The sequence below is a fragment of the Arthrobacter sp. 24S4-2 genome, from assembly GCF_005280255.1.
Lineage (GTDB): Bacteria > Actinomycetota > Actinomycetes > Actinomycetales > Micrococcaceae > Arthrobacter.
In genome coordinates this window covers 2,316,709-2,330,501 of record NZ_CP040018.1, presented here as the reverse complement: position 1 = coordinate 2,330,501, position 13,793 = coordinate 2,316,709, and the positions used below count along the sequence as shown (strand labels likewise).

The 13,793-nt window shown below is 60.7% G+C and carries 13 protein-coding genes; 2 read left to right on the top strand and 11 right to left on the bottom strand.

Annotation, left to right across the window (positions count from 1 at the left end):
- Positions 1–39 precede the first annotated feature (39 nt).
- From FCN77_RS10610 to FCN77_RS10595, 4 genes are all read right to left on the bottom strand, one after another.
- Positions 40–801 (bottom strand): amino acid ABC transporter ATP-binding protein, encoded by a 762-nt coding sequence (locus tag FCN77_RS10610; protein ID WP_302647482.1) that lies wholly within the window; start codon positions 799–801, stop codon positions 40–42.
- 223 nt (positions 802–1,024) lie between these two features.
- Positions 1,025–1,705, bottom strand: coding sequence for an amino acid ABC transporter permease (locus FCN77_RS10605; protein WP_175417218.1), 681 nt, complete (start codon positions 1,703–1,705; stop codon positions 1,025–1,027).
- Between the two features lie 25 nt (positions 1,706–1,730).
- Positions 1,731–2,696: an ABC transporter substrate-binding protein gene (locus FCN77_RS10600; RefSeq protein ID WP_217496264.1), complete on the bottom strand. Its 966-nt coding sequence runs from the start codon at positions 2,694–2,696 to the stop codon at positions 1,731–1,733.
- Positions 2,697–2,824: 128 nt separating this feature from the next.
- Entirely contained in the window at positions 2,825–3,769 is a 945-nt protein-coding gene (locus FCN77_RS10595; protein ID WP_175417217.1) for an amidohydrolase family protein, read from the bottom strand.
- A gap of 326 nt (positions 3,770–4,095) precedes the next feature.
- Here FCN77_RS10595 and istA point away from each other — a divergent pair, with 326 nt between their 5' ends.
- Entirely contained in the window at positions 4,096–5,562 is a 1,467-nt protein-coding gene (gene istA / locus FCN77_RS10590) for an IS21 family transposase (RefSeq protein ID WP_137320941.1), read from the top strand.
- Positions 5,559–6,290, top strand: coding sequence for an IS21-like element helper ATPase IstB (istB, locus tag FCN77_RS10585; protein ID WP_175417109.1), 732 nt, complete (start codon positions 5,559–5,561; stop codon positions 6,288–6,290). The genes istA and istB overlap by 4 nt, the downstream gene beginning before the upstream one ends.
- 128 nt (positions 6,291–6,418) lie before the next feature.
- On the opposite strand, the gene FCN77_RS10580 is transcribed toward istB, so the two are convergent.
- The 7 genes from FCN77_RS10580 to FCN77_RS10555 all read right to left on the bottom strand — a co-directional run bounded on the left by FCN77_RS10580 (position 6,419) and on the right by FCN77_RS10555 (position 13,749).
- A complete protein-coding gene (locus FCN77_RS10580; RefSeq protein ID WP_254678934.1) occupies positions 6,419–8,281 on the bottom strand; it encodes an acetoacetate--CoA ligase in 1,863 nt (620 codons plus the stop codon).
- Positions 8,230–8,448 carry a hypothetical protein gene (locus FCN77_RS26775; protein WP_254679088.1) on the bottom strand — a complete coding sequence of 73 codons (219 nt, stop codon included), beginning with the start codon at positions 8,446–8,448 and terminating at the stop codon, positions 8,230–8,232. Before FCN77_RS26775 ends, FCN77_RS10580 begins: the two co-directional genes overlap by 52 nt.
- A 117-nt stretch (positions 8,449–8,565) precedes the next feature.
- On the bottom strand, positions 8,566–9,324 hold the full coding sequence (locus FCN77_RS10575; RefSeq protein WP_175417216.1) for an aminotransferase class III-fold pyridoxal phosphate-dependent enzyme: 759 nt from the start codon (positions 9,322–9,324) through the stop codon (positions 8,566–8,568).
- Between the two features lie 23 nt (positions 9,325–9,347).
- Entirely contained in the window at positions 9,348–9,875 is a 528-nt protein-coding gene (locus tag FCN77_RS10570; RefSeq protein WP_137322242.1) for an aminotransferase class III-fold pyridoxal phosphate-dependent enzyme, read from the bottom strand.
- A gap of 197 nt (positions 9,876–10,072) precedes the next feature.
- Entirely contained in the window at positions 10,073–10,786 is a 714-nt protein-coding gene (locus FCN77_RS10565) for a TetR/AcrR family transcriptional regulator (protein ID WP_137322241.1), read from the bottom strand.
- Positions 10,787–10,812: 26 nt separating this feature from the next.
- Complete coding sequence (locus tag FCN77_RS10560) at positions 10,813–12,126, bottom strand: aminotransferase class III-fold pyridoxal phosphate-dependent enzyme (RefSeq protein WP_137322240.1); 1,314 nt, start codon at positions 12,124–12,126, stop codon at positions 10,813–10,815.
- Between the two features lie 174 nt (positions 12,127–12,300).
- The gene (locus tag FCN77_RS10555; RefSeq protein WP_175417215.1) at positions 12,301–13,749 is read right to left on the bottom strand and encodes an amino acid permease; all 1,449 of its coding nucleotides are present in this window, start codon (positions 13,747–13,749) and stop codon (positions 12,301–12,303) included.
- Between the last annotated feature and the right edge of the window lie 44 nt (positions 13,750–13,793).

Below are 13,793 nucleotides of genomic sequence, written 5' to 3'. Positions count from 1 at the left end.
CCGGGCATCCAGCTGGTTCTGGACAAGATTTCCACGCATTCAGAGCACCGCTTTCAGGAATTCAATGGTTCGTTTGTTTTGTGGATTGTCGATGACCTGTGAGGGTGGTCCACTTTCAATCACAGCGCCATCTGCCATGAAAACCACCCGGTCTGCAACCTGGCGGGCAAACCCCATTTCGTGAGTGACGACCACCATGGTCATTCCCGTTGATGCCAAATCATTCATAACGGCCAGCACCTCTCCCACCAGCTCGGGATCCAGGGCGCTGGTTGGTTCGTCAAAGAGCATCATCTTCGGTTTCATCGCCAGAGCACGGGCGATGGCCACCCGTTGCTTCTGGCCACCGGAGAGATCTCCCGGGTACGAGTGTGCCTTCTCGGCCAGTCCGACGCGCTTCAGTAGTGACAGTGCCTGTTCCTTGGCCGACTTCACGGGAACCTTCATCACTCCAGTTGGAGCTTCGATAAGGTTTTCCAGCACTGTCATGTGCGGGAAAAGGTTGAAGTGCTGGAAAACCATCCCAATCTGCTCCCGGCGCTTGCAGATCTCGCGAGGACCCAGTTCCTGTAAGTGGTCTCCGCTCCGGCGATAGCCGATGTAGTCGCCGTCGATCAGTATTTGTCCGCTATCAATAGTCTCCAGGTGGTTCAGGCAACGCAGAAAAGTGGTCTTTCCGGATCCGGAAGGCCCGATCAGGCACACGACTTCTCCCGGGCGTACCACGAGGTCAATTCCCTTGAGAATCTGGAATGGGCCGTACGATTTTTCCACACCAAGGGCTTCAACCATTGGTGTTATAGATTCGGCAGCCGATTTTTCCGTAGTATTCACGAGCGGACCCCCTTTGAAACCCTTTTTTCCAATAGAGATTGTGCTTGCGTCGCTATGCCAACCAGGATCAGGTACCAGAAGGATGCGACTGCCAGCATTTCGATGACCCTGTAACTTGTTGCAGCGATGTTCTGCGTCTGCGTTAGCAGATCCCCTCCTGCAATGACGGAGACCAGCGAAGTTCCCTTGATCAAGGTGACGAATTGATTGCCCGTTGGGGAATCATGACTCTTAGGGCCTGCGGCAGGACAATTCTTCGCGTGGTTCTTGCCGGGGTCATGCCTAGCGCGGACGCCGCCTCAAGCTGTCCTCTGTCGACAGAGAGAATGCCGCTGCGAACGATCTCGCTTACGTACGCGGCCTCGTGGAGGGCGAGCCCCACTATAGCTGCTGTGAAAGGGTTGATGAGTTGATTGGTGCTCATGGAGAAAAACTCGATGGAAGTCAGCGGAATTCCAAAGGTGATGTTCTTTACGATCAGTCCAATATTTCCCCAGATCAACAGTTGCACCAATACGGGGATTCCACGGAAGAGCATGATGTATCCGTGGGCCATTGAGCTGAGGAGGTTGTTGTGCGACATTCGCGCCAAACCGATAAAGGTACCCAGCACGATGCCGATTGCCATGGAAATCACCGATAAGACAATTGTGGTCCGAAGCCCTGTAAGCACAGGCGGCGCAAAGAGGTAGGTGCCAACTACTGCCCAGCTTATGGTTGGTGCAAGCACCAACGCTTGGACGATTGCGAACACAACAATGATCGCGAGGCCAAAGATGATCCACGGCAACAGCGGACGCCGCTGCCGGATGCTGAGCTTCTCACGCGCCCGCTCCTGGGAAGTCGGTGGCTCAGAGACTATAGATTCCATGGCTGCTCCAGTCACTCTCGTCGGCTCACTTCGCAAACGCTGCGGTACCGGCCCCATTGATAAGAACCTGGTCAGCGTTCAGCGCCCCGTCGGGTGATTCGTACTTATTCAAGATGGCTGCATAGCTGCCGTCCTTGACCATCGTCAGCAGGGCTCCCTGAAGTGCCTCAGCGAATTGACCGCGGTCCTTGCCCAGGCCGATAGCCCACGGGTTCTCTGGGTAGCTGGCAGCGGCCAGCTCGAAGGTCTCACCATTGCCCGCTGTCTTCGCCGTATGATTCAGGATCAGGTACGGGGCGATATAGGCAGCTACCCTCCCGGATGCGACTTGAGCCTGGCCATCTGGAGTTGAAGGGTATTCGTTTATTTGTATAGAGCTTTTCCCTGCTGCGGTACACGCATCAGAGGCTTGCTTGACCTTGGGTATCTGGAGACTTCCGGCCAAAACGCCAATTGACTTGCCGCAGGCGCTCTCCAGGTCAGTGATGCCGTCAGGGTTGTTTTTCTGAACCAGCAGGACTGATTTGTTGACCATCAGGTCCACGAAGTCCAAAACTTTCTGCCGCTCCGGGGTGTCACCGATGACCCCCATGGAGACGTCAAACTTTCCGGACTGAAGGCCTGGGATGACCCCCGCGAATGCTGACTCGGTGAATTCGAACTTGACGCCCAAGACGTTTCCCATGCCGGCTGCCACCTCTGCCGCGATGCCGGTGGCGTGCCCCGAAGCATCGGCCATGACGGCCGGTGGATTGTTCAGCGGTGTCGCCACAGAGATGACGCCTGATTTCCTGATCTCCTCGGGCAGCATCGCCTTTAGGTCCTCGTGGACAGTGGCGGACGCCGTCGGCGATTCCGTGGCAGAAGTTGATCCAGCGCACCCGGTCAAGACCGCAGATGCAGCAAGTGCCACCATCCCAATAGCCAGGGTGCGTTGGCGGGTTTTTACGAAGAACATGAGGGTTCCTTCTATGAATGTGATAACGATCACTTGTACGATGTACCATGAATTGTACGATGTACAACGATTCTTGAGAAGAGCGTCAGTACTATTTCCTTCCGTTCCCTTGCTGCAAGGGCCCACCACGAGGTCGGGCGATGGCCGGCCATCCTGCACGTTTACTGGCCGGGGGAATGGCCGAGGCCAGACTGGCCCCTAACGCTCATGTCGTATAACGGCGCCAGGCCGAGCAGCCGGGCTGCGTTGTCCTTGAGGATCGCCTTTCGTACGTCATCCGTATAAGGCAACGCTTCGAAGGCCTGTAACCACTTGTCCGGAGTGATCAACGGGAAATCGGTTCCAAACAGCAGCTTGGGCGAAAGGATCCTTCTGCCTGCCTGGACGAGTGATTCAGGGAAGTACTTCGGGCTCCATCCGGAGAGGTCAATGTACACATTCGCCTTGTGGGTGGCGATGGAAATCGCTTCCTCCTGCCAGGGAACGGACGGATGCGCCATGACGATCGTTAGGTCAGGGAAATCCGCGGCAACGTCGTCCAGGAGAAGCGGGTTCGAATGGCGGAGTTTGATACCGCGGCCGCCGGGGAGGCCCGCCCCCATGCCGTTCTGTCCCGTGTGGAAGATCGTAGGGAGCCCGAGCTCCTCGAGGACTGCCCATAGAGGATAGTAGGCCTCCTCGTTGGGGTCGAAGGCCTGCAGTGAGGGGTGGAATTTGAAGCCCCGCACTCCCAGATCGCCCGCTTGGCGCTTGGCGTTTTCTACAGCTTCGGGCCCGGTTCGAGGGTCGACTGAGCCGAAGGGAATCAGGACGTCGTTGTTGCGCGCCGCACCGGCTACCAGGTCTTCAATCGAGTTCGGCATGTGCCCAAGTGCTGTACGGGCGTCTACGGTGAACACGACTGCAGCCATGCCGCGTTCCCGATAGACCGCCGCGATCCGGTCCACGGACGGGGTTCGTTCCTGTGACCGGAAGTACTTGCTGGAGGCCTCAAAGAGATCCTGGGGCATGGCCTTATGACCACAGCTATCCACTTCCAGATGCACATGCATATCGATTGCGCTGATGGAATCAATATTGATTCGGGGTTCGTACCGGACAATCATGGGGCCTTCTTCTTTGCTGATACTGGGACCGGACTGAAGCTGCCGGCGGTAGCTGTGTGTGATCGACTATCTGTAGGCCGTTTCAGCCGAGAAATCCTGCCGAGTTGGTGGCTGGTTTCCGGCCAAAAGAGCGCTAAGAATCAGGCCAGGCGGTTCCCGTTCAAATCATGGATTTGGGATTGCGCAGAGATTGAGATCAGCCGGTGGCCCGGGGCGGTTCCCAGTGTGTTGGGAACATGGGCCCGCCACCCCAGATAGGTTCCTTACGGCGCTGCTGTTGACAGAGCGATTGCGCCGGAAGGGCTGGAAAGCAGATGACGGTACCCATGTCCGTTCAAGAAAATATCAGAAGGCTCGATTCCCAGGGAGTCCCGGGGCGTGAGATCGCCCGCAGGCTGGGTGTCAGCCGTGATTCGGTGGCCAAGTACGCCGAGCAGCAGGACTTCTCCCCGGCACCGCCGGCGGCTTCGGCCCGGCCCGGAGGCTCGGTGTTGACCGGGTTCGAGCGCATCATCGAGGTGTGGCTCGCCGAGGACCAGCGCCGGCCACGCAAGCAGCGGCACACTGCCAAACGCATCTTCGACCGGCTCGTTGACGAGCATGGTTTCACCGGCACCTATTCTCCGGTCCAACGCCACGTGAAGAAGTGGGCTGCCCGCAACCGGCAGGACGGGGAGGGATATACCGAGCTGGTGTGGCCGGCAGGGACGGTGCAGGTCGACTTCGGGCAGGCGGAGGCCATCATCGCCGGGATCCGGCAGGTTCTGCACATCCTGGTGGTGACCTTCCCGTTCTCGAACATGCGCTTCGTCCAGGCCTACCGCGGCGAGACCGCCGAATGCGTCTGCCACGGACTGCGGACGGTGTTCGAACATATCGGGGCCGCTCCGAGGCACCTGGTCTTTGACAATGCCACGGGCATCGGGCGCCGGGTGGGCACCAAGGTCGTGGAGTCCAAGCTGTTCGCCGCGTTCAAGCTGCACTACCGCTCCGAATCCCGCTACTGCAACCCGTATTCGGGACATGAGAAGGGCAACGTGGAAAACGCGGTCGGGTTCCTGCGCCGCAACCTCATGGTCCCCGAGCCCGAGGCCGCCACCTTGGCCGGGCTCAACGAGGTTTTGCTGGCGCGGTGCGATGCGTTGGCAGCCACCACGCATTACCGCGAAGGCCTGCCCTTGGGCGAGCTGTTCGTCCAGGACCGGGCAGCGTCCCTGGCATTGCCCGGGATCGGGTTCGACCCGGTGCGCTACGAGTCACGCAAGGCTGATAAGACAGGGAACCTGCTCATTGACGGGAATACCTACGCCGCCGGGCCAGCCTTTCACGGGCGGATGCTCACCGTCGGGTTGCGCCACGACGTGGTGCAGATCCTCGATGAACATGCCGAGCCCGTCAGGTCCTTCCCGCGGGCCTTCGGGCGGCAGACCGAGACGATCTTCGAGCCTGCGTCCTTGCTGCCATTGCTGGTGACCAAGCCCGGTGCGTGGGGCCATTCCCCGCTGCGGGCCCTGGTCACCGATCCGGTGCGCGACTGGCTGGACAAGGCAACGGCCACCGATCGGCGCCGGCTGCTTAACGCGGTGGATGCTGCGTCCGGGTCCGCTGGCTTCGACGCCGCGATTGCCGCCGCCGACACGCTGATCCGCCGCGGAGACACCCCGGACATGGCGGCCCTGGGCATGCTCGCCCGCCGGCTGGCCCACGGCACCGAACCGGCCGCCGCAAACGTGGACTTAAGCGTCTATGACACCTTCACCACCCTTAACACGAGCACCGGAGAAGTCGCATGAACCCGATCACCGTCCAAGACATCCTCGAAGCGGGCAAACATACCTCACTGACCGGCAGCGTGCTAACCGAATGGGCCGAGAAAGGCACCCCGAAACAACGCGAATACCTCCACGAGGTCCTGCTCGCGGAACACGAATCCCGGCAGGAATCACGCCGCCAGCGGCTGCTGAAATCCGCGAGGCTACCGGCCATGAAAACACTCACCGGATTCGACTACACCAGTGTCAGGTTCCCCGAGGACTACGGCCGCGAACCCCTCGAATCCCTGGAGTTCATCACCCGGGCCCAGGACCTGGTCCTCTACGGAGACGTCGGCACCGGAAAAACCCACATGGCCACCGCCCTGGTGGCAGCCGCATGCCGGCAGGGCATCCCAGCCAGGTTCTTCACCACCTCCGCCCTGGTCATGATGCTGCGCCGGGCCAAGGACGAGGACCGGCTGGACAAGGAACTCGCCTCCCTGGCCAAAAACCAGCTCCTGGCCATCGATGAACTGGGCTACCTTCCGATCGACACGGAAGGGGCCAGACTCCTGTTCCAGGTCATCGCCGACGGCTACGAAAAACGCAGCCTCATCATCACCACCAACCTCGAATTCTCCCGCTGGGGAACGGTGTTCGGGGACGACAACATGGCAGCAGCCGTCATCGACCGGCTGGTGCACCACGGGCGCCTGCTGCAATTCCGTGGTGAGTCCTACCGGGTCAAAAATGCCCTGATGAAATAACCAAACAGCTGAAAGGGCCTGGAAACGTGCCGAGGTGGCCTGATTCTTAGCGCTGAAATGGCCTACTTAAAGTTGACGAAACACAGTAGCGTAACGCTCCCTGGCCGGCGTCCGTGTGGACGGGCTATCTACTGAACAGGGTGAGCCTGCACCTGATGCTGATCCCTGAATTGCTTCGATCGTTCAATGAACCAAGTGACAGCCTCGGGGTTGGCCAGCGATGCCAGGTTCACTGCGTTCGCCGGGTCCTTGCCGGCGAAGAGATTCTTGATGGGCACCTCGATCTTCTTTCGCGCATGCGTGATCGGGATATCGGGTGCGACGATGATCTCGTCCGGAACGTGCCTGGCCGAGGCGTGGCTGCGAATCGTGCCCGCGATTCTTGCTCTCAGTTCCTCCGTGAACTCCACGCCATGTTCCAGCGCTACGAAAAGCGGCATGTAGTATCCCCCGCCCGGAAGTTCGAGCCCGATGACCAGCGATTCCTTGATCTCCGGCACGTGCTGCAGAGCGGCATAGATGTCGGCGCTGCCCATGCGGACGCCGAATCGGTTGAGGGTTGCATCGGAACGTCCGTGCACCACGAACGTTCCGTGGGACGTCTCGGTGATCCAGTCGCCTTGGACCCAGGTCCCTGGAAACTTCCAGAAGTAAGACTCCGTGTACTTCGTCATGTCCGGGTCGCCCCACAGAAACACGGGCATGGAGGGCATCGGTCGTGTGATGACCATGTCGCCCACCTGGTCGAGAACCCGTTCTCCGTCCTCCGACCAAGCCTGGACGGCGACTCCGAGGAGGGGGCCTTGAAGTTCGCCTAGGTGCACGGACTCGAGCGGGTTGGATCCGATGAAGCCGCTGCAGATATCGGTCCCTCCGGTGTCGGAGCCAAGATGTACATCCTTCTTCACCTCGTTGTGAACCCACAGCCACGTCGATTCCGGCAGCGGGGATCCTGTGGAAAGAATCGACCGGAGGCTGTTGAGGTTCCAGCTGTTCCGGGGGCTCAGTCCGGCCTTTTCCACCAGCGAGAGGTAGGCGGCGCCGACGGCAAACATGGTGGCGCCAGTGAGGGAAATGATCTCGAATTGGCGGTCCTTGGTCCCGAACGTGGGTGAACCGGCGTACGTGACGATGCTGGCGCCCGCCATGAGGTTTGTGGACAGAGTATTCCAGACCATCCAGGAGGTATTGGCTGCGACGTAGTAGATGTCGCCGGGTCCCATGTCCTGGTTCAGTCCGGTACCTTTGAGCGCTTCGAGGGTCATCCCGCCGTGTCCGTGGACGATGCCCTTTGGCTGGCCGGTCGTGCCGGACGAGAAGAGCACCCACAGCGGGTGCGTGAAGGGCAGGCGCCGGTAGTACGGTGCCGCGTTCCCGGATGTCAGTTCGTCGAAGTTAAGCCTCTGAGATTGCGCCGTGACGGGCGCCCCCGCCGGTAGTGGCACGGACTTTCCCGGGTCTCGCACCACGATGGTGCGCGAAAGTCCGGGAAGCCCGTCCTCGACCTCGGTCAGGTGGCCGGTCTGGTCAACGTGCTTGCCGTTGAACTGATAACCTTCCGCGCCGATCAGGATTTTGGGTTCAAGCTGTCGGATACGGTCCAGCGTCGCCCCCGCGGAAAGGTCCGGGGAATTGATCGTCCAGATGGCCCCGAGACTGGCCGCGGCGAGCAAGCCGATGATGGCTTCGGGAATGTTGGGCAGAACCGCTGCCACGACGTCGCCGGGGCCGACCCCGAGACCGTCCAGGTGTGCCGCGAGGGAGGCTACCTGCCGTTCGAGCTGCCTCCAGGTCACAGTAGTGATGCTGTTGTGCTCGTTGATATTGTGTATGGCTGCTCGCTCGGCCAGCTCCGGGTCCTGTGCGTGGCGAAGCAGGTTCTCGGCAAAGTTCAGTCTGGAATCAGGAAACCAGGTGGCTGATGGCATGTGCTCCTTGGCTAGTACGGGCCCATCGAGTCCGTCTCCGAGAATGCCAAAGTATTCACGCACGGCCCCCAGAAAGCGGGCACTTCCTCCACGGACCACCGCCAGATTTCCCGGTAGGTGGTGGTTTGCACACCACGGTTCTCGGCCACCCAGCGCATGAAACTCCAGAGTCGGGATTCGTGGCGTTGCTCTTCGGTCGGGGTCCATGTGATCGTGCAGTTCTGGGCCATGTCTCGTGGCATCGTTGCCTCGCTGTGTTCGTTGTGAAGCCCGCTGCGTTGCGGACGGTTCGATGTGGGGTCCGGCGGAACCCCTGGCCGGTATGGGACGGCCAGGGGATGCGCTGACTATTTTTGGCTTGGATCAAGCAGGCCAGGATGTTGGGCGAGCCGCTCAAATGCCCTCTGGTAGCGTTTGGTGATTTCATCGAGATCCCCGATGGTCAGTGCGGTAGACAGGTTGATCATTCCTCGGGTGGCGCTGTAGACGCCTTCCATGAGGAGGCAAAGGTGCAGCGTCTTCCTGAAGGCCGCGAAGTGGCCGGAGTCGACGGCCCGGGCCGGAGCCATCACGGGGTGGACATTGAGGATCGATCCAACGCGGCTGACCGCAACGGCAAGGCCGCTCTGATGCGCGGCTGCTGTGATGTTCGCGGCCAGGTTGGCGGCGTGGGTGTTCAGCCTTTCGATTGTGGAAGGGGCAAGGTAGTCCAGCGAGATGGAGCCTGCGGCGACTGCGACCAGGTGGCCGTTGAAGGTCCCGGCGTGCTCGAGCCTATCTGGAGTGAAGGGCGATGTGGTTTGCATGATTGCGGCACGGCCGCAGACAGCGCCGATGGGGAATCCGCCGCCGATGACCTTTCCAAGAACCGTCAGGTCAGGCGTAAGCCTCAGTTCCCCCTGAGCGCCCCCAGGGGCGTTGCGCAGGGACTGCACTTCGTCCAGCACGAAAAGAGCTCCCTTGGCTCGGGCGGCTTCCTGGGCTGCGCGGAGGAACTCGGCCGTGCCCGGAATGACCCCTCCGGCTCCAAGAAACGGTTCAAGGAAGACCGCAGCCGTCTTATCCGTGACGGCGGAGTCCAAGGCCTGCACGTCGTTGTATGGCACGCGAATAACATCGGGTTCGCAGGCTACGAAGGGCGGAACTGAGCCGTGGTATCCCCCTCAGCCATGACGATCTGGCGCCGGCCGGTGGTGTGCCTGGCGATGCGGGCTGCCAAAGCGGATGCCTCACTGCCGGAATTGGTGAAGCGCACCAAATCCGCCGACGTAAGGCGGGAGCAGATACGCTCAGCGAGGCCGATCTGTTCCCGGTGGATCGAGGCGAACGCCACGCCGGCGCTCAACAGTGGGACGATGCGCTCTGTGATCGGGCCAAAACCGTTACCGTGAATCAGGGACGTGTAGTTGTTGAGGACGTCAAGGTATTGGTTGCCGTCGACATCCACCAACCGGCCACCTGCGGCCGAGTCGATAACGCTCGGGAACGGTGCGTAGTGGGTCACCGACCTGGTTTCACCACCGGGAAGGAACCGTCGGGCCTGGTTGAAGACTTCCAGGGAGACCGGACGGCTCAATGCATATTCACGCTCGATTTCCTGCGGAACACCCAACAGTTCCTTAGCGGGGGTGGTCGCCATTCGTGTCAGGGATCTCATGAGCTTCCTTCGGACAGGCCGGGCTTATCGGCGTGACTTGTTTCACTAACAATATAACTTGTACAGCGTACAATTCAAGCCCTGCTAGTCCTTACCGCCCCTGCCTGGGAGTGGTCCTGCCGGAGTGCCATTTGGCTGCTGGCTGAAGGTGTCTGGAGAACTATGTCTGGCGGCCCCATCCCTGGAACCCGTTGTCGTCAGCCCTGCGGGGCCAATTGCTTGATGGAGTCTGCGATACCGGCGAGTACGGAATCCAGCATGAATTCAAAGCTGTCATCCATGGGGTTGCTGGTTCCGCTATCCCAGCGGACCATAAAAGCCTTGTTGGCGACGACGGGAAGGTTCCTGGACAGGGCGGTATAGAGCCGCTGATCAAGGTTGTTCAAGACCCCTAGTTGGCCCTCCGCGTCGGGCGGGGTTGCCCCGCTGCTCGACAGCTCAAGCGAAACCCAGCCGATGAGGCAGCCAACGTACGCGTTGTAGGCCTTAAGAAGGCCGGCCCCCTGCAGTCCGTTGTCGTTGAGGATTCGAAGCACCCGCTCAACGAACGGCAGGGCCGGCAACGATGTGTGGAGTTGGTTGCCGATGACGACGGCGAAATTGGGATGCTTGTGCATTGATTCGCGGAAGCTGGCGGCGGTCAGCCGCAGCCAGTCTCTCCAGTCGTGGGCTTTGTCGCCGGGCAACTGCAATGTTTCGAAGATCAGTCCCGAGGCATCGGCGACAAGCTGGTCCTTGCTGCCAATGTGCCAGGTGATCGCGGTCGGGTAGACACCCAGAGCGTCCGCGACCTTGCGGATCGTCAGCGCTTGAAGTCCTTGCTCATCAACGATGCCGACCGCTGCGCTCAGGATCATGTCCTTGGTCAGCGGCGCCTGTCCGTTCCTGCTGGTTTTTTGCACATTTGCCATGATGCCAGTATTTCCGCGGGGACCAGTTACAACACTGGCGGGTTGAGGGCATCTTCGACGCCCTGAACGGCGCGGTCGAGCCGCTCCAGGAGCTCCAGCGTCTCACTCTCGGTGATGGTCAGGGGCGGAGCGATGATGCAGGCATCATTGAAGCCGCCCGTGGTGGGGTAAACAACGAGCCCTCGAGTGAATGCTTCCAACCTGACCATTTCCGCAACCGCACCAACGCGAAGGCCCGGGTTGTGGAACTCCAGTGCGCGAAGCATCCCGAGGCCGCGTGTTTCGGATACGACCGCGTGCCGGGACGCGATCTTCCGCAGCCCGGCAGCCAGGATTTCGCCGCCCACGGCACTGGCCGCCACAAGATCTTCATCGAGAAGGACTCCCAGGACCTCACGGGCAACAGCCACGGAAAGCGGGTTGCCTCCGTAGGTGTGCCCGCCCACGATGCGGCCCGAGCCGTGAGCTATTGCATCCAGAACCCGGGAGTTCAAAAGTGTTGCGGCGATCGGGGTGTATCCCGCGCCAAGCCCCTTCCCCAACGCGACCAGATCGGGCCGAACACCCCAGTGATCGACTGCCAGCATCTTGCCCGTACGGCCCATGCCGGTCATGACTTCGTCAGCGATGAGCAATATCCCGTGCTCGTCGCAGATTCTGCGAAGGCCCTCCAGGTACCCCGCAGGCGGAACATTCGCCCCCAGCGTCGCGCCGCTGACCGGCTCGAAGAAGATCCCCGCGACATCGCCCGTCCGCGCCGTGATCTGCGCTTCGACACCGGCGAGCAGCGCATCAACGTCCATCTGACGCGAGCTACCGCTCTTGGTCTGGGATTCGTAGGGTGAAGGAAGTGTGTGGAAGTTGTAAGCCAGCTGCCCGGCGACAGCGCGGCGGGCATGGCCAGACAATGAGAGGGCGCCGAGCGTGTTTCCGTGGTAGCTGCGCGCATGGGACAGGAACCACGTACGTTCCTCGCCGATCTCACGGAAGTACTGCAGAGCGAACTGAAGAGCGGCTTCGACGGCCTCGGATCCTGACCCAACGAACCAAGATCCGGCGTACCCTGTGGCCTCGGAGAGCTTGGCCGCCGTGTCGTACATGGCTTGCGAGGCGAAGGCACCCCGGTGGACAAAGGTCACCTTGTCCGCCTGGTCCTTGATGGCTCGGAGCACCCGCGGATGGGAGTGTCCGATGTTAACCACGACGGCGCCGGAGCATCCGTCGATGTACTCGTTGCCCAGCGAGTCAACCAGCCACACACCGTGCGCGTTCTCGATAAGAGGCAAGCTGCTGCCGACCTTGTTCTGGATCAGCTGGCCCGCGCCGTCTTTGGTCTTCATCGTTCCTCGCAGTGATAGTGGCTTGGCCTGCTCTGATTCGCAGCCGCCGTTCTATTATTGTATAGCAAACAAGGTTTCTTGTATATAAGACAAGACGCCTGCGATAGTGGCCCAAAGTAGGTCCTGGGCGGCCGAATGGATCACCCCTTCGGCCGCCCAGGGATGGCGGCTGGTCTAGTACTCTGCGCCGGGCCGGGCCGCGGGCTCCAGCGGATCCTCCACCGCCGAATCTTCAGCAGCAGCGCCTGGGCGCAGCGTCTTGCGCTTCTGGTGAATGAAACCCACGCATGTGAAGACGACGGCAGCGCCGGTGCTGAGGGTGAGTGACAGGCGCGTTTCTTCGACGTAGAAAAGGGCGATGATGACGCTCGCGAGTGCGGCCAGGACGATGATTCCTCCGAACGGGTGTGCCCACATCTTCAGTGACAGAGCCTTGGCTCCGGCCTTGCCAATACGGGCCCGGCTCCGCAGTTGGGTGACTGCAATGAACGCGTAAACAAAGACGGCAATGGCCCCGGACGATGACAGGAGGAACATGAACAGGTCCGGGCCGGGGACGAAGTAGTTTGCCCCAACAGTGAGGAATCCTCCGACGGAGGCAACCAGGACGGCGCGGACTGGGACTCCACGCTTGTTCGTCACGGTGAGAGCCCTGGGCAGTTCACCGCGGTCCGCGGCAGCGTAGATCATGCGGGAAGTGACGAAGATGCCGGAGTTCATCAGGGAAAGCATCGCTGTGATGATGACAATGCTCATGATTACAGCGGCGGCAGGCAGCCCAAGTCGTTCGAACACCAAGGCATAGGGGCCGGACAGCAAGGCATCATCACCCGAGGGGACCAGCGCGATGATCACAGCGATGGATCCCACATAGAAGACCAGAATGCGGGTCACAACGGTCCGCATGGCGCGGCGGACAGCTGCTGCTGGATCCTTCGCTTCGGCTGCCGCGATGGTCACCGACTCGGAACCGAAAAAGGAAAAGAAGACAGTCACGGTGGCCAGCCACACGGGAGTCCAGCCGTTGGGCGCGAATGATCCGGTGAAGTTGGACAGCCCAGGGGACTCAAATCCCGGAATGAATCCAAGGATGGCCAGGACGCCAATAAGGATGAAGCCTCCGATTGTCACGACTTTGACAAGCGAGATCCAGAATTCAAATTCCCCAAAGACCTTGGCGGCCGCGAGGTTAATGCCAGTGAAGGTGATCATAAAGATCAGCGCCCACAGCCAGGGGGCGATTCCTGGTACGAATGAATGCATGATCGACGACGCAGCGGTCGCTTCGTAACCGATCGTGATCATCCACGTGTACATGTAGAGATAGCTAAGGGTCACGCCGGCCCATGGCCCCAGTTCGCGTGCGGCATACGAAGCGAACGACCCCGAATCGGGGGAAGCGACAGCCAGCTCAGCCAGCATCCGCATGATCAGTACCAGCACCGCCCCGATGCCGACGTAGGCGACGATGACGGCCGGTCCGGCCGAATGGATGACGCCCCCACTGCCAGCGAAGAGGCCCGCCCCAATGACGCCTCCAATCGCGATCATGCCGATCTGGCGGTTGCTGAGGGTTCTTTTTAGCTTGCCCGGTTCTAGGGCAGGTGCGAGTTGGGAATCCATTGTGTACCTCTCAAAGGGAACGGGACGGAGATCCTGCGCGACGA